The following is a 16,937-nucleotide window of genomic DNA, read 5'->3' on the forward strand; positions in this document are numbered from 1 at the left end:
CATACTTAGATTGAGTAACTTAGATTGAGTATTTTGAATGAGTGTTCTGATTGCATATGAATGTCACTCCCATGAATCGCGCGTATTCACAGCTTAGGTTGTCATCCATGGGGATAAGGTCAAATCGCGCTCAGATGTCATTAGGGCTAAGTCGATATGTGAGTGAGATAAAAGAGGGCAAATAATTTGCCCTCTTTGTGTGTCAATCACCAGCCCTTAAACAAGCCACTTACTGACTTTGTTGTAATTTAAGCAACCATTTACCGTAAAGGAAAATCCCCACAGCCGAAATAGTGCCGATTGCCGCGATGATATACCACGCCATACCGATATTGTGGGTGTTATACAGCAAGGTGGTGAGCGATTGCGCCGACTCGCCGGTATAGCTTACCAAGGTGGTGAAGGCTTCACCCTGTGGGATCGCCGCCACATCGTTCACACTCATGCCGCGCTCAGCTAATAGCTCACGGGAGAAGATCTCTTTTGAGGCATAAATCTCATATAGCTTAGGGCCAAAATAGCCTTCCAATCCCCAGCCTATCCCTTGGGGGAGCATCACAAAGCCCAAGTACATGGCTTTTTTACCTTCGGGGGCAATGTTGCCCATAAATTCGTTCTTTTTCGGGCTAATCATCATCTCACCGAAAGAGAACATGGCGATGGCCAGTACAATCATCCAAGCTGCATTGGTCGCGCCAATGAACACAAAGGCTAAGATACTCAATAAGCAGCCACCTAACATGGCGGTGGTGATACGGTATTTAGCAGTGAGCGCCGCGACTATCTTCAGAAGCGGCTAAGGCTCACTTCAAGAGTAATGGTGCGACAGTTGATGGCTCACCGGATACCACAGCCGATCTTCCCGTTGAGTCTTGTGCAACCTGTCACGCTGAAGGTAAGACTTATGGTATTGATAAGGTTCATATGGGAGGCGCTCACTAACACGTATGTGTACCCAAGATAGCCATAATAATAAATCTCGTTAGGTGAGCTCATCCCTGCTAGTAGTTCACTGAGATAAAGCAAGATTTTGGGGACCGATTCGGTCCCCTTTTTTATGGCCGAGTATTCAGACCGCATACTTACATTGAGTAACTTAGATTGAGTATTTTGAATGAGTGTTCTGATTGCATATGAATGTCACTCCCATGAATCGCGCGTATTCACAGCTTAGGTTGTCATCCATGGGGATAAGGTCAAATCGCGCTCAGATGTCATTAGGGCTAAGTCGATATGTGAGTGAGATAAAAGAGGGCAAATAATTTGCCCTCTTTGTGTGTCAATCACCAGCCCTTAAACAAGCCACTTACTGACTTTGTTGTAATTTAAGCAACCATTTACCGTAAAGGAAAATCCCCACAGCCGAAATAGTGCCGATTGCCGCGATGATATACCACGCCATACCGATATTGTGGGTGTTATACAGCAAGGTGGTGAGCGATTGCGCCGACTCGCCGGTATAGCTTACCAAGGTGGTGAAGGCTTCACCCTGTGGGATCGCCGCCACATCGTTCACACTCATGCCGCGCTCAGCTAATAGCTCACGGGAGAAGATCTCTTTTGAGGCATAAATCTCATATAGCTTAGGGCCAAAATAGCCTTCCAATCCCCAGCCTATCCCTTGGGGGAGCATCACAAAGCCCAAGTACATGGCTTTTTTACCTTCGGGGGCAATGTTGCCCATAAATTCGTTCTTTTTCGGGCTAATCATCATCTCACCGAAAGAGAACATGGCGATGGCCAGTACAATCATCCAAGCTGCATTGGTCGCGCCAATGAACACAAAGGCTAAGATACTCAATAAGCAGCCACCTAACATGGCGGTGGTGATACGGTATTTAGCAGTGAGCGCCGCGACTAAGAAGCAACTGGTCATGATCATGCCAGCGTTAAGGTTAAGCATGCCTTCTGGCATCACCTTAGTGCCGCTGTTATCGAGCCCGAGCCAGAACTGCAATATACCGTTTGAGGTGCCCTCAGGGCCAAACAAACTGGTGACAATTACGCTGGTATCGACCCATTCGGCAATGTGGATAGGTAGCACATCAAATAACGAGTTAAACAGAAACCAGAAACCAGCAAACACCAACATATAGTAGATCACGACTGGTTTTTTCAGTTCATGCCAAGCATCTTTCCATAGGGCTTGCTGGGTCACTTCGCCATTTTTTATCTGTAGGTTACGCGCTAAACGCTCATCTTTCCCCGGCTCTTTATAGGCCAGTAAAAAGAGAAAGTTGAGCGAAATAATTGCCGCGCAGGCATAAAACACATTGTCCCAAGAGAGCTGGCGCATATGCACGGCAACGAGCGGCCCTAAGAAGCCCCCAATGTTGACGACCTGATAAAAAATACCCCACGCCATCGAGGTGTTTTGTCTCCCCGTCGATAGCACTAAGGTGCCTTGAATACCGGGTTTAAAGATGCCGGTACCGCCTGCTAATAACATGGCACCAAACAGGAACCCCCAGAAACTGGGGAATAAGGCCATTACTAAATAGCCGCCAATTTTGATTAAGGTGGAGGCGAAAATTGTTTCCTTGTAACCGACGCGATCGGAAATGCCCCCAGTAAACACAGGAATAAAGGTTTGCATCAAGGCCCAAATAGAGATGATAACGCCATAGTCGTGCAAACTAATGCCCAAACCGCCTTCAGACACCGGCGCTTTGGCATACAGGCCAGCACTGGCTTTGACGCCGTAGTAAGCGATACGCTCTACTAGCTCCATGCCGCCGACAATCCAAAAAATATAACTTAAGCTGGCAATGGAGGCCCACATACCCAGCTGTTTCACTTCACGCAGGTCGTTATCTGCGTAAGTATTGTTGGAATCGCTCATACCCTTCCTTCTTATTATTATCCCAATCCCATTAATGATGTGCTGCTGACTGATGCTTAAAATGGGCTGTTACTACGGGGTAAATTTAATATGACCAGCTATTGAGTTTACCTTTGCATTCGTCCATTTGTTGATCGATAAGTCATCGCTTATTAAATGTGATGGGTACTCTTTATTGTTGTTTTATAGGCAATAATGTTGATATTGCGCTAATAGTGTGTGATCTAGTGGCACACTTTACCTAAATTTCGCCCTAAAAACCAAAGTGATTGTTGTCAATGTGCTTGGTGTTACAGCGCTTAGTCTTGCCGCTGCAAAGCAAATGGCATCAGTTAGGTGATAGATGAGAGGGCTATAAAGGTGGATAACAAGATGAAAAAAGCGAGCACCTAAGATGCTCGCGAGATGATTTAACCGTGGTTAAGCAATTAGCTCAGGCCGATTAGAGTGGCCAAGCTTGAGTGCCATCAACTGGTACCTCGAGTAAGTCTAAGCCAAAGCAATAGTCACCCGGTTGGTACACATAGACAGATTTGTTCACTAAGGGATAAACAAAGCTGGCCACCTGAGCCTTAGCGGCATCAGTGGTCTCCAGTCCCCACATTTGATAGAAGTCACGATAATCTAAGCCAGTTGAGTAGCTCATGGCGATCATCAAGAAATCGTTTTGGCTCATGTTTTTAGCATCATCCAAACTGAATTGGTCAAACCCTATCCCTGCGCGATCCGCTAGCCAACTTGCTTCATTGGCCTGTGCCCGCTCAAATGAACGCAACACAATGTGCAGTCGTGCAAGCAGGTGCCAACCGTTTTGCAGGGGCCCTTGTTGCTGCGCCACGACCATAGATTGCAGCATAATCGCCATGCCATTAGACCAGCCAGTGAGTTTAGCCGCCTGCATATAAGCAAAGGGATCGGCTTCATTTTGGCTCGCTTGCAAGGTGGCAAATTCATCGCTTATCTCTAGCCCTTGGCATTGTGGTAACTTGCCGCTTTCAAGGTAGGCGCGAGACTTGCTGTAATAGGAGTAAGGGTTGGTTGAGGCGTGCCCCTCATGGCCGTTGAAACGTAGGCGCCAGCTTTCTAAGCCATGGCCTAACTCATGAATGTCGCCATGTCCGGTAGGACTAAATGACCAGCCCGCATCGTAGGGGTTACCCGAGCAGCCTGCACCGCAGGTGGGTTGATCGGCATTCATGTGTTTAACCATGTCGAGCTGATTGATGGTCAGCCCTTTGCTGGCGGCAAAGTCATGAATTTCATCGACCCTTTCAATAAATGGGCCTTGAAAACCCGCCAGTAGGTGAGGGTAGTTATGCACATAGGTCATGATTGCCTGCCCCATTTTCTCTGGGGTGTCCCATAGCGGTTCATGGCTCATGGTACTGCGCATCTTGTCGAGACTAGAATGCACCTCAAAGTGCGGTGTGGCCAGCTCTGCCCAATCGTAGTCACCTTTGTCGAGTGCTTGTAAAAAGGCGGTCCCGTCCATCCCTTCACGCCAATAGGGGTGTTGCCCTACAGTCGTAAACGACAGTGTCACCGGGAGATCGTTGGCATTAAAACTGACCTGCAATGGACCGCCGTAGGGGGAGGTCAGCTTAATAGTTTCACCCGGCTTAATTTCAATATGGGGTGATTGTAAAAACTTAGCGCGGTTATAGCCATTATTGGCAAACTCATGGGTTGAGCCTGAGCGCTGGGTATTAATAAATACCCAAGCGCGCAGTGGGCTGTCATCGGTGCGGGTGACCTTAACGGTTTGTCCGGGCAGTGCATAGACACCCGCCGATCGAAACCCTTGCTTGCTGACCAACTTGACCTGCTGACTCATCGGGGTGATATGGCTAAAATCGGTGCGGCTGAAGTTACCTAAATCGAGCGGCACCGCATTGATATCACGCGTGTAATAAACCGTATGATCGGCAAAAAAAGCCTTTAAATAGTCCATGGTGGCAGTGGTCGCCACATTCATAGGGTAGCTAATGTCATGGCGATACACATCGCCCAGCATGATCAGGTATTTGTACAGCTGGTGATCATCTAGGCTGAAAATGTCGAGTTTTTGGCTATCAAACCCAACTATCTGGCTACGAATATGATTGAGGGCGGGGCGATAATCGTTATTAAAGCGAGCATCGCAGCCAGTGGCGCAGGCCGCTAAATTAAACGGCGCTGTTTCATCCCTTAGTAGGCTTAACCATAGACTCTCTTGGGTTAACGAGGGTTTAGCGTTAAACATGGCGCTATAGTTAGGCCAGTCGGCTTTATCGGCACCAAAATAGTTACCTGGTCCACCCGGACCTTGCATGGCAAATCCCATGGTGTTGAGCACAGTTTGAGTGAGCGGCACGCTGTTCCAACTGTGCATATGCTGATAAAGCAGTGGTGTACCAGCCTGTTGTAGGCGCGTTAGGTTGTCGCTGACCAGTGCGTCGCTAAAATCGCCGCTTGAGCCAGTGATCACCAGTTGAGCATCGGCTAAGCAGTCGCTGAGCTCGGCGGCCACATTGCAGCGCGTCACTTGCCAATCGGGGAACTGTTTACCTAACCATGCTGTAATACGGTTATTGCTCCAATCGCCCATCATTAGCAATTTGACCTGCTTTGCTTGAGGCAAGGTGGTGGCATCTTGGGCTAACAACCAACCTAAGAGTCGCAGCATACTGGGTTCAAAATCGAGATTATTGCCCTCTTGCATACCAGAGATGATATCTGAGCCAAACGCGGCGTTACGCTGGCCTGCCGTTTCACTGGTCGCCGCGAAAATACGGCCATTATTGCCGCGCACCAGTTCGAAACGTTTGCTGTTGGGGTAGGCATTGGCGGCGGAGATGATCTGGATCATTTGCGATTGTTGACCCGAGTCATAACGCACCACATCATTTTGATAAATCTCGCGCAGCATCGTCAGATGCTCTTGGCGATACTGAGCGATAAGGTTGACGGCGCGGTCGATCACCTGAGTCTCAAAGCCACTCATTTGGCCAGCATCCCCAGTGCGAATGGCGGCGCTGATCTGATCTTTAAGGCTCAATGTCAGCTGATCTTGACTGCGTTGACCTGCGCCATCGGTAACCTCTAGCGATAAGCTGATGTCGGCATCTTGCTCTAATGCAGTGGCATCAATGGTTAACACGGCGGTATCTGCGCCCGATAAGTTCACGCTTGGGCCGCTCAGTTGCTGCCAGCGGTAGCTCACGGTGCCCTGGTTATAGACGGCCACCTCGGCGATGAGGGTTTGCAGCTGATGGTTCCACCCCTGCAAGTCTGGGCCCAGTTCAACATCGGGTGGCTGCACAGGCTCCGGCTCCGGGGTTGGCTCTGGCTCCGGATCAGGATCTGGGTTAGGCTCTGGCTCCGGATCTGGGGTTGGATCGGGATTAGGCTCTGGATCCGGATCGGGTGTAGTCGGAGGCGGCGTGGTTGGCGGGATAATGTTGCCTTCACCTGTACCACTGTCTGGGATGCTAGGGGAGTTGTCCTCTACGCCACCACCACTACAAGCCATCAACCCCAGTATGAGGGGCAGGAGTAACCATTGTTTCATTATTAACATTCCATGATCATTTTGGCGCTATTTTGATTGCATTAATATGATAAAGCAATTGTTTAAAGAAATTAGTCAATAAAAACAATGGTTAATCTGGTTTGTTGACGTTAGTAAAAATATTGACGCTAAGGATGAGTGATATTCATTCACTGCTTACGCAGCCGTTTTTGGTTAAGCTGTTGTTTTTAAAGTTTATACTTCTGGATGTTGTTCAAACTGTTTCTTATATATTGATCTCCCCCCAAGTATTGATATATAGCGCTTGTTAGACTGCCCGACAATAAATATGGTGTCGTTTCAAATCATCATCTTTATCCTGTCGACTAGGGTGAATCAAGGAAAATCGGTATGTCTCGGTTAGAAAACGAATTGCTTCAAGCCAATACACTGGCATCATCCACCAAAGGCCTGCGTTTTTTTGAACGCTTCAAATCAGTGCGCTTTCAGTTAAAGCTCAATGTGTTTTTGAGCATTATCGCTTTTTTGTTTTTGGGGTATAAAGGGATAACCGGAATGCAGCAGGCCGGGGATTCGATTGGTGAGCTTTACACCCAAGGCATGCAGCACAGCATTCGGGCTGGTACAGTATTAAACGAGCTAGAGAAGGCCCGTAGCGGCCTATTGCTTGGGTTTCAACATGATCCCAGTAGTCAGTTTGCCGATATGCACAATCATCCCCTTGAGTTTCATATCGATGCCAGTAAGGCATCGATTAAAAAGCTGCACGATATTGTCGATAACGAGATTTTAAGCTCAAATTTAGATGATAGTGAGCGCCAGCAGGTCAATCGACTCGTTAACTTACTCGACAAGGTGACAGAAGAGGGCTTTAAACCCGCCATAGCAGCCTTAAGTAATGGTGATTATACTCAATCGAATCATCTCCTGTTGACGAAAATCAACCCACTATTTAAAGATATCACTGGCGAGGCTCAAGGGTTCTTAGATCTCCAAATCGGCGAGGCGAAGCACAGTTTTGAGCTATCTGAAGATAATATTGCTCAGTATATCTGGCTGGTGGCAATTTTCTCTGGCATCAGTATGTTAGTCATTAGCGTCAGCTCAATGCTTATCATCAAACGGGTCAGTGAGTCAGTCACTCAATTAGAAGCTACCGCGATCGATATTGCCGCGGGAGATCTCACCAAGCGCATTACACTTGGCGGTAGCGATGAGTTTGCCCATATTGCCGACAATGTTAATCGGATCGCGTCAGACTTCCAAAAGGCGGTCAACAACACCCATCAATCCACATCTCGTTTGGCTAGTTCAGCCGAAGAGAACGCCGTGGTGTCAACGCAGACCCAGCGTAACGTCTTAGACCAGCAACAACAAACCCAGCTTATCGCCACGGCGATTCATGAGTTTACCGCGACCGTGCGTGAGGTAGCGCAAAGTGCTGCTGCGGCGGCAACAGTGTCAGAGGAGGCGAATAGTGCCGCCTGCGGGGCGCAAACCGTAGTCAATGAGAGTATCTCGGTTATCGAAGCGCTTGCCACAGAGCTGACCAGTGCGAGTGAAGCGATGACGCTACTCGCACAGCACTCAAATGAGATTGGTAGCGTAGTCGATGTGATCCAGGCTATTTCAGAACAAACTAACCTACTCGCATTGAACGCAGCGATTGAGGCGGCAAGGGCAGGCGAACAGGGACGAGGATTTGCTGTGGTGGCCGACGAGGTACGTTCGCTCGCTAAGCGCACTCAAGACTCTACCGAAGAGATCCAGAAGATGATTCAGCGGTTACAACAGGGCGCGCAAAGTTCGATGCAGAAGATGCAAAGTGGCACCGAGCAGGTGAAACTGAGTGTCGATAAATCCCTTTCGGTGCGAGAAGCATTACAGTTGATCATGAATAGCATCGAGCAGATCAATGGCTTAAATGCACAAATTGCGACTGCTTCAGAGGAGCAAAGCTCGGTAACTGAGGAGATCAATATTAACATCACTAATATTAGCGAGATCTCAGATCAAACCGCAGAAGGGGCAAGGCAGAGCAGCGCCGCGACCGAGGATTTAGCCAGACTCGCCGAATCGATGGAAGCTGATATTGCTCATTACAAGGTGTGAGCCCTTTTAGTTAAGCCTATAGCGCCATAGCTTTTATAATAATGGTTTAGGCAATATAGACTTAAGCCATGAAAGCATTAGCAATAAAGGTGTTAGGCAATAAAAAAGGCAGTCTTATGACTGCCTTTCTTGTTAAGCGGTTAAGTCTCTAGGTTTTCAGCTTTTAAACCTTTCAGCCCTAAAACCTTGCAGCTTTCAAACGCGGTTAAGCTTCCAGCTTGGCAAGTTCTGCTTTTTGCTCGGTGAGCTTGTCCATATCACGTTGGTATTCCGCTTGCTTAGCACGCTCTTTTTCAATCACGGCAGCAGGGGCTTTCGCTACGAAACCTGGGTTAGACAGCTTACCTTCGATACGCTTAAACTCACCCGCTAGCTTCTCAAGCTGCTTGTCGATACGCGCCATCTCTGCCGCCACATCGATAAGCCCCGCCATTGGGATCAACAGCTCCATGTCACCAATCAACTGAGTGGTCGACATAGGCGCAGTGTCGTTGTCGCCAAGAATGGTCATGCTTTCAAGTTTAGCCAAGGTCTTAAAGAAGGCTTGGTTGGTCTCGATACGGGCCTTGTCGCGCTCACTTACGCCACGCAGCAGTGCATTAAGCGGCTTGCTTGGGGCGATGTTAAGCTCGGCGCGAATATTACGTACCGCGGTGATCACTTGCTTCACCCACTCAAGATCTTCCATCGCGGTGGCATCGACTTTATCTGCCTGATACTCAGGGAACGGCGCGAGCATCAAGGTGTCGCCTTCAACGCCAGCTAGCGGTTTAACGCGCTGCCAAATCGTCTCAGTGAGGTAAGGCATCATGGGGTGCATCAGGCGCTGCATCGCTTCAAGGATGGTCACCAAGGTGTGGCGAGTACCACGCAGCTGGGCGTCAGTGCCGCTTTGCATCACAGGCTTAGTGAGCTCTAGGTACCAGTCACAGAACTGGTTCCAAGTGAACTCATAAATGGTGTTGGCCGCCAAGTCGAAGCGGTAGTTTTCCATGTGCTCATCATAGGTTTTCACGGTTTGATTAAACAGACCGATAATCCAGCGATCGGCCAATGACAGCTCCATTTCGCCGCCATGTTGACCACAATCTAATGGCTCGCCTACAGCATCATCTGCAGCATCATCCGCTTGCACTTCGGTGTTCATTAACACGTAGCGTGATGCGTTCCAGATCTTGTTACAGAAGCTGCGGTAACCGTCGAGACGCTTCATGTCCCAGTTGATATCGCGGCCAGTTGAAGCCATTGATGCCAAGGTGAAACGCAGTGCGTCAGTACCGTGAGCTTCGATGCCATCGCTAAACTCTTTACGGGTGCTCTTTTCAATCTTTGCGGCTAGTTGAGGCTGCATCATGTTGCCGGTGCGCTTCTCAACTAAGGTTTCAAGATCGATACCGTCAATCATATCCAGCGGATCGAGCACGTTACCCTTAGACTTAGACATCTTGTTACCCGCTTCATCGCGGATAAGGCCTGTCACATAGACCGTCTTAAACGGCACTTGTGGTTTGCCATTTTCATCTTTAATGAAGTGCATGGTCATCATGATCATGCGCGCCACCCAGAAGAAGATGATGTCAAAACCTGTCACCAACACATCCGTTGGGTGGAAGGTTTTAAGCGCCTTAGTATCTTCTGGCCAGCCTAAGGTTGAGAAGGTCCATAACGCTGAACTAAACCAAGTGTCCAGTACATCAGGGTCTTGGCGTAGCACAACGGTGTCGGCTAAGCCGTGCTTAGCACGTACTTCGCTTTCATCGCGGCCCACGTACACTTTACCCGCTTCGTCATACCAAGCAGGAATACGGTGTCCCCACCATAGCTGGCGTGAGATACACCAATCTTGAATGTCACGCATCCAAGAGTTGTACATGTTCTCATACTGCTGCGGTACAAATTTGATATCACCGTTTTCAACCGCTTCCATGGCGGTTTTCGCCATTGGCGCTACGGCAACATACCATTGGTCGGTCAGTAGTGGCTCAATCACCACACCAGAGCGATCGCCATAAGGCACTTTTAATCCGTGGGGATCAATTTTGCCCAGCAGGCCTAAGGTTTCAAACTCTTCAACAATGGCGCTACGGGCTTTAAAACGGTCAAGGCCGGCATAACGCTCTGGCAGAGCGTTGTCTAACTCGCTGTTGGCGGTGCCGTCGCTGTTAACCACTTCAGCCGTTGAGCGGATCGCCGCGTCCATGGTTAAGATGTTAAACATGGGTAGGTTGTGACGTTTACCGACTTCGTAGTCGTTAAAGTCATGGGCCGGGGTGATTTTGACACAACCGGTACCAAATTCCATGTCGACGTAATCGTCGGCAATGATCGGAATGCGGCGGTTAACGATAGGCAGCAGGATAAATTTGCCAATCAGTGATTGATAACGCTCATCATCAGGGTGCACTGCAACGGCGCTGTCACCTAACATGGTTTCAGGGCGCGTAGTGGCCACTTCAAGGTAGTCTTTTCCGTCAGCGGTCAGTGCGCCATCGGCCAGCGGGTAGCGAAAATGCCACATGCTACCTTGCTTCTCTTTGTTCTCAACTTCGAGATCAGAAATCGCGGTGTGCAGCTTAGGATCCCAGTTAACGAGGCGCTTACCACGGTAGATGAGCTCATCTTCATACAGACGAACAAACACCTCTTGTACCGCTTCAGACATCCCTTCGTCCATGGTGAAACGCTCACGATCCCAATCAACCGATGCGCCAAGACGACGTAGCTGTTTAGTGATGGTGCCGCCCGATTGGTTTTTCCAATCCCAGATGCGCTCGATAAAGGCATCGCGACCGAGATCGTGACGGCTCTTACCCTCTTCGGCTTCTACTTTGCGCTCAACCAGCATCTGGGTGGCAATACCCGCATGGTCGGTACCCACCTGCCAAAGGGTGTTTTTGCCCTTCATGCGCTGGTAACGGGTCAAAGTATCCATGATGGTATCTTGGAAGGCATGGCCCATATGCAGACTGCCCGTCACGTTTGGTGGCGGGATCATGATGCAATAGTTGCCTTTTGACTCATCGCCGTGGGGCTTAAAGTAACCTTTCTCTTCCCAGTTCTGGTAGAGGCTTTGTTCGATTGACTGCGGGTTGTATGTCTTTTCCATAGGAGCGTGTGCTTCTCAAACTAATTAATTGGTTGTTGGGTCGTCAGGGGGATCCCTAACTGGCGATACTGACGATAACGATCGCGGGCGGTCGCTTTCATGGCAGCATCGTTAGCAACGAAGTCGATAATCTGGCCAAAGTTTACCGCAAATTGCGGCGCTTGGTCTGCAAGATTTATCAGAAGATGACGATTTTTATTGGGGCCGAGCTTATCAAAGCCAATTTCCACTGGCGCGCCGCCCGTTGGCCCTTCACCTTTTAGGTTGTGGGGCACGAATGCTGTGGGCTCAAATTGCCATAATATTTCGTCAATGGCATAGGCTTGCTGTTGGTCATTACAGTGAACATACACTAACTGCTGGCGAGCAAACGCTTGCTGTGCAAGTTGACACGCCAAACGGTAAACATCATCGAGCGCCGATGTCACCGTAGCTGCTGCGGCAGCAGGTTGCCCAGCTTTAGGAAGTGTTTGCGGCATCAGGTAAAACAGGGCGTTTGGCATTATCTGGCTCTATGTTGGCTGAGTCTGACTTGATGATTGACGAAAGGGGAGATTTTACACTAAAAGTGGGGGGGTAAACCATAGGGGGAGGGGATTTGTCGAATAACAAATTGGGTAATATTGGGGTTTTGTAGGCCAAGGCCTTTTAGGAGGTTTAGCGAGCCAACTGTTGGGTTAGCTTTCATTGTTATCAATCGCCTGTCCGGCGGGGAATGTGCAGATACTTCTGCTCCACGCCGTAAATCCGTCCGTGGAGGCTCGACGATGGCATCCCTGCCATCAACGTCCGCAGCCTCATCTGCACTGGGTTATTGCTCTCTTCGATTTGACCTTGTGGGAGGTTTTGGAGGCTTTGTTATTGGTTGGGTTTGAAGGTTTAACCTTTATTGCGCTGAATTGCTTGCCGCAGGCCTTTCGTGCAGGTACTTCTGTGACACGGAGAGTGAAGCGCAGCTTCGAGCCAACGAACGAGAGGCATGGATGCCGAACTGGCCCTTAAACAGGGATGTTGTTCAAGTACAATCCCTGTAGGCTCTGCCGTGACATCCCTGTCACGGAAGGTCACAGCCGTACCTACACCGAGTTATCCATCTCTTTGATTTAGCGTTATGGAGTCATATTTGGATTTTAAAGCATTAAGATCGCTAGATCTTTTCTTAATATTTACTCTGATTCCACTACTTTTTATGCCGCATCACTAAGACGAAGGCTTTCGTAATAATCTTCGGCCAGAGCTGTCATTTTGAAATCAGCCTCTATTCCTGCGAGTTTTTCAACGGTATCTTTAATTTCCATTAGATCAATATTAAAGAACTCTTTACGGAGGTTAACAGCGTTGATACGTTGTGCGTGGAATTCTCGATGTAGTGCTGTTTCTAGAGCAGGGGCATCATCGGTATAAATCATTGCGTGAACATCAAATGGGAATGGTACGCTTGCATCGCCGAGTTCTTTAACTCTATCCATGGGCTCTAATCTACGTGTTAAGCCAATTTTATAAACATCTTCACCAAAGGAGCCGATATTACTTATCACGTACACATGACCTTTGCGTGTTTGTTCTGCCATGCTCTTCGCTCGTTCTTCTTTGGCTTCAGCTTCAGCAAGTTGTTGCTCTAAAATGGCAATTCTTTGTTCCATTTCACTACGCTCTTGCTCAGTGGCCTTGGCAAGCTCTTGTTGTGCTTTATCTAGAAGATTGCGGTACATTTTCTCTTCTTTTTCTGCATCAGCAATCGCCTTTTGAAATTCTTTGATCGCTCGTTGTTCCTCACGGATTTGCTCTTTGATAAGTTGCTGTTCGGCAATTTCTTCCTGCTTTTTCAAAGTGTATTGATACTGAAGCTTACATTCTTCAAATTTTAATTCTATGTATTCGAGGTCAAAGCCGCATTCAAATGTAGCTGCCGATTTTTCAAGGTTGTTGGCTAGTTTCTCAATTCGCTCTAATGTTCGAGCAAATGAGCTGGGAGATACTTTGCCAATAAGCATGTCACATTCGATATTGAATGTAGTTAGCATCAATTTGACTTGACCATTAAGGATTCTTTTATTGAAAGAGTTATCATTAGAGATGACCGTTGTTTCTGGGAAAGTGATAGCGGTCTTGTCTCTAATCATATCTTTTTGCTGTTGTCTGATGTCTTTAATTTCTTCGACATAGCGAGTAGATGTTTCATAAAGATATTGTGGCATTTCAAAATGACCATGAGCAGTGTATTCATCAAGTCGTGAATACAAGTCTATATCGCCCATTAACTCGTTCAGGTCGAGTTCGCCTTTTTCGATGCTGGCATTAATTTCACTTAAAGTATTCTTAACAGTTTCAAGATGTTCTTGCTGCTTCAGGATGCTCAGTTTTAGTGAATCGTCTTGTCCTTTTAAAGACTGTAGTTCAGCTGTATCAGCATTGATTGTCTCAAACTCTTTTTTAGCGAGCTCGGTGGATCGTTTAATTGATTCTTTAGTTTTTTCTAGTGATTCAAGTTCGTCCTTAGTCTTGGTTAATGCTTCATTGAGTGATTTGAATTGCCCAGCTTTTTTCTCCATAGAACGCTTCGTTAACACATAGGTCAGTAAAATTGCGACTAGAGATAACACTATTAATATTAGTGCGTTATTGTCCATTGTTTATTTTAAAACCTCTTGTATAAATTGCTTCCTAAGGACTGCTCGTTCTTCACTACGTTCCTGGTAATCTTCGCTTGCGCTAGTCAGAGCATCTTTAAATGCTTGCTTATCAGCTGATTTTTGTGCCCGAATTTGCTTTTGTAATACTCTTTGAGCTTCGCGTAATGATTTTTCATGTTCTCTGAGTGATTGAGCTGCTGCTCGTTGGCGAGCTTTTTCTCTACGTTGAGCTTCACGAACAGCTTGCTTGTTGGCTTTATCTATAGCCTTCACAATTTTTATAGCCGTTCTTAAGCCACTTCCTCGTCTAGCCAATTTATTTCTCCTTTGAGCGAGCCAAAATCTTTGAATAAGTGAGAGGAGTGAACTTTATAAGGGAATCAATCGAGGCATATTGGTTGGCCTTTTCATTCCCTGAATGGCGTGGTCGATGTTTGAGTCGAGTTGGCCTGGCTCTGTCCTTAAGTGGTGATACTTTAATCTACCCTGCTGGTTGCAATCAACATGTTATGTCACATTTCAGTATGCTTTTTTCCATAAAAATAATGGCTTGTATCAAGGTGTATCAAACGCAGATAAATCGAAGAGACGAAATGACCCAGTGCAGATGCGGCTGAGGGTATCGAAAACATGGATGTTTTCGTTAAGCGGCCATGGATGGCGTACAGCGTCCCGAAGCAGTATCTGCACATCCCCCGCCGGGCAGGCGTTAAGTAGCAATGAAGGTACGACCTTCAAACACATTCAATAAATAAGCACTCAGCTAAATGTTAGCTAGCACTTCATTCACAGTATCAAATGAAGTCAAATCGAAGAAAGTTAATAATCCAGTGCAGATGCGGCTGCGGACGTTGATGGCAGGGATGCCATCGTCGAGCCTCCACGGACGGATTTACGGCGTGTAGCAGAAGTATCTGCACATATGCCCACGGCAGGTGATTGATAGCAGCGAAGGTTAACGCTTAATCAACCCTCACCGCAGGTGATAGATTGCCATGAAGGTACGACCTTCAAACAGATTCAATAAATAAGCACTCAGCAAAATGTCAGCTAACACTTCATTCACAGTATCAAATGAAGTCAAATCGAAGAAAGTTAATAATCCAGTGCAGATGCGGCTGCGGACGTTGATGGCAGGGATGCCATCGTCGAGCCTCCACGGACGGCTCACAACGATATCCCTATCTAAAAGCCAGTTCGGCATCCCTGCCTCTCGTTCGTGGACTCGAAGCTACGCTTCACTCACCGTGTAGCAGAAGTATCTGCACATAAGCCCACGGCAGGTGATTGGTTACCATGAAGGTACGACCTTCAAATCTCCTGTAAATACAAATTAGGGCAAAGATTCCTTCCCAATCGCCCACAATAGAGTTAAATCGAAGAGACGTTAGATACTCAGTGTAAACACGATTTTGGCCTTCGAAATCATGGATGATTTCGCAGAGCCCACATGGATGTGCTTGCGGCGAGCCAAAATAGTGTTTGCACATCCCCCGCCGGGCAGGCGATAGATTGCCATGAAGGTACGACCTTCAAACACATCCAATAAATACGAACTCAGCTAAATGTCAGCTAGCACATTACTTACCGTGTAGCAGAAGTCTCTGCACATGCCCCCCGTCGAACTGGCGTTGAATTAACTCTCGGTCGATGAGATAAGAATATCGAACCTTGGGTTGTCTCTTAAGTTCGCAAAGTCGGCTTCATTGGCGGCTACCTCTCTAAAGGACACGCTATTTTCAATGGCTTGCTGTAGATCCGACAAGGCGCGATCTTCCTGCCCTAGGCAGGCGAAGGCGCAGGCACGTTGATAGAGCGCATGGGCGTTATTAGAGTCGACTTCGAGCACGCGATTACACAGGCTGAGCGCCCAGTTAAACTCGCGCATCTCCATGGCAGCATCGGCTTTCGAGGTCATGGCTTCAAGATCGCCCGGGCGAATGTTTAAGATCTCATTGTACACCGCGATTTTTTGCTCTGGGGTTTGTGCGCCTTGAGCGTGTAACCATAGGGTATGGATTTCATTAATAATTTCAATATCACGGTTGTTTTTGGTGATGATGCGGCTTTTCCGTTTAAGGTCATTTTCCAACTCCTTAAACTTAGATTCATATTGTTCGGTAATGTTATCGAGCTGATCGGCGGCGAGTTTGGCGGTATTCATTTTTATCTCACGCAGTGATTGCCAGCCGATAAAGGCGATAAGCGAGGCGACGCCAGCGATAATATAAAAGAAGTAGGTCACGGTCACGTTGGCATAGTTAAGTGACTTGTCGGCGACCGACAGCTCGCGGTCGGTAATGCTGACGATCATGCGGCGCTCAAGATCTTGTTGCTCGCTTCTTAACAGTTTCAGTTCATCGAGAATATAGCGCTCAATCAGAGGTCTATCGAGAATATCCGTTTGTGAATGTGCCAATGGGGTTACTGGGGGAGTTTCTGCATCTTCATTATTAGTCGCGGCGTTAACCTGTATCGAAAACTGCATGAAAATAAGGGTTAATAGAGGTAACAACAGGCGTGACATAGCGGATTCCTTTGAGCAAATATAAAGATGTCGTATCAAACAGGTTTGAGCGGATCACACCCTAACAATTTCCACTCCTAGATGCCAACTCCTTGACCATAAAGATAACGATTAAGGCCGGAGTGGCCGTTTTAATTGATAAAAAAAGGGCAGCCCTTACAGGCTGCCTAAATGCAGAGATGATAAACAGATGATAATTAACTATG

The 16,937-nt window shown here is 47.6% G+C and carries 9 protein-coding genes and 2 pseudogenes; 2 read left to right on the top strand and 9 right to left on the bottom strand.

All coding sequences use genetic code 11. The features are described 5' to 3' along the window. Positions 1 to 229: 229 nt before the first annotated feature. Positions 230 to 784: pseudogene (locus AC5YBX_RS03630) on the bottom strand (MFS transporter); the annotation flags it as partial. Here AC5YBX_RS03630 and AC5YBX_RS03635 point away from each other — a divergent pair. Next, positions 784 to 942 (top strand): annotated as a pseudogene (locus AC5YBX_RS03635) (multiheme c-type cytochrome); the annotation flags it as partial. The pseudogenes AC5YBX_RS03630 and AC5YBX_RS03635 sit on opposite strands and share 1 nt — an antisense overlap. A gap of 364 nt (positions 943 to 1,306) precedes the next feature. Here AC5YBX_RS03635 and AC5YBX_RS03640 read toward each other — a convergent pair. Together AC5YBX_RS03640 and AC5YBX_RS03645 are read right to left on the bottom strand one after the other, a co-directional pair. Further along, positions 1,307 to 2,842, bottom strand: coding sequence for an MFS transporter (locus AC5YBX_RS03640; RefSeq protein WP_494519952.1), 1,536 nt, complete (start codon positions 2,840 to 2,842; stop codon positions 1,307 to 1,309). Positions 2,843 to 3,284: 442 nt separating this feature from the next. Beyond that, positions 3,285 to 6,392, bottom strand: a complete 3,108-nt coding sequence (locus AC5YBX_RS03645; protein ID WP_494524374.1) for an ImpA family metalloprotease — start codon at positions 6,390 to 6,392, stop codon at positions 3,285 to 3,287. A gap of 351 nt (positions 6,393 to 6,743) precedes the next feature. Here AC5YBX_RS03645 and AC5YBX_RS03650 point away from each other — a divergent pair, with 351 nt between their 5' ends. Further along, positions 6,744 to 8,465 carry a methyl-accepting chemotaxis protein gene (locus tag AC5YBX_RS03650; protein WP_494524375.1) on the top strand — a complete coding sequence of 574 codons (1,722 nt, stop codon included), beginning with the start codon at positions 6,744 to 6,746 and terminating at the stop codon, positions 8,463 to 8,465. A 205-nt stretch (positions 8,466 to 8,670) separates the two neighbouring features. On the opposite strand, the gene AC5YBX_RS03655 is transcribed toward AC5YBX_RS03650, so the two are convergent. The 6 genes from AC5YBX_RS03655 to AC5YBX_RS03680 all read right to left on the bottom strand — a co-directional run bounded on the left by AC5YBX_RS03655 (position 8,671) and on the right by AC5YBX_RS03680 (position 16,731). Further along, entirely contained in the window at positions 8,671 to 11,571 is a 2,901-nt protein-coding gene (locus AC5YBX_RS03655; protein WP_494524376.1) for a valine--tRNA ligase, read from the bottom strand. A 20-nt stretch (positions 11,572 to 11,591) separates the two neighbouring features. Continuing rightward, complete coding sequence (locus AC5YBX_RS03660) at positions 11,592 to 12,074, bottom strand: DNA polymerase III subunit chi (RefSeq protein ID WP_494524377.1); 483 nt, start codon at positions 12,072 to 12,074, stop codon at positions 11,592 to 11,594. A gap of 684 nt (positions 12,075 to 12,758) precedes the next feature. Continuing rightward, the gene (locus AC5YBX_RS03665) at positions 12,759 to 14,123 is read right to left on the bottom strand and encodes an SNIPE associated domain-containing protein (RefSeq protein ID WP_494524378.1); all 1,365 of its coding nucleotides are present in this window, start codon (positions 14,121 to 14,123) and stop codon (positions 12,759 to 12,761) included. 81 nt (positions 14,124 to 14,204) lie between these two features. Next, positions 14,205 to 14,519, bottom strand: coding sequence for a hypothetical protein (locus AC5YBX_RS03670; protein WP_494524379.1), 315 nt, complete (start codon positions 14,517 to 14,519; stop codon positions 14,205 to 14,207). Positions 14,520 to 15,177: 658 nt separating this feature from the next. After that, the gene (locus tag AC5YBX_RS03675; RefSeq protein WP_494524380.1) at positions 15,178 to 15,375 is read right to left on the bottom strand and encodes a hypothetical protein; all 198 of its coding nucleotides are present in this window, start codon (positions 15,373 to 15,375) and stop codon (positions 15,178 to 15,180) included. Between the two features lie 465 nt (positions 15,376 to 15,840). Then, positions 15,841 to 16,731 carry a TPR end-of-group domain-containing protein gene (locus AC5YBX_RS03680; protein WP_475515972.1) on the bottom strand — a complete coding sequence of 297 codons (891 nt, stop codon included), beginning with the start codon at positions 16,729 to 16,731 and terminating at the stop codon, positions 15,841 to 15,843. Between the last annotated feature and the right edge of the window lie 206 nt (positions 16,732 to 16,937).

The organism is Shewanella sp. 492, assembly GCF_059338445.1.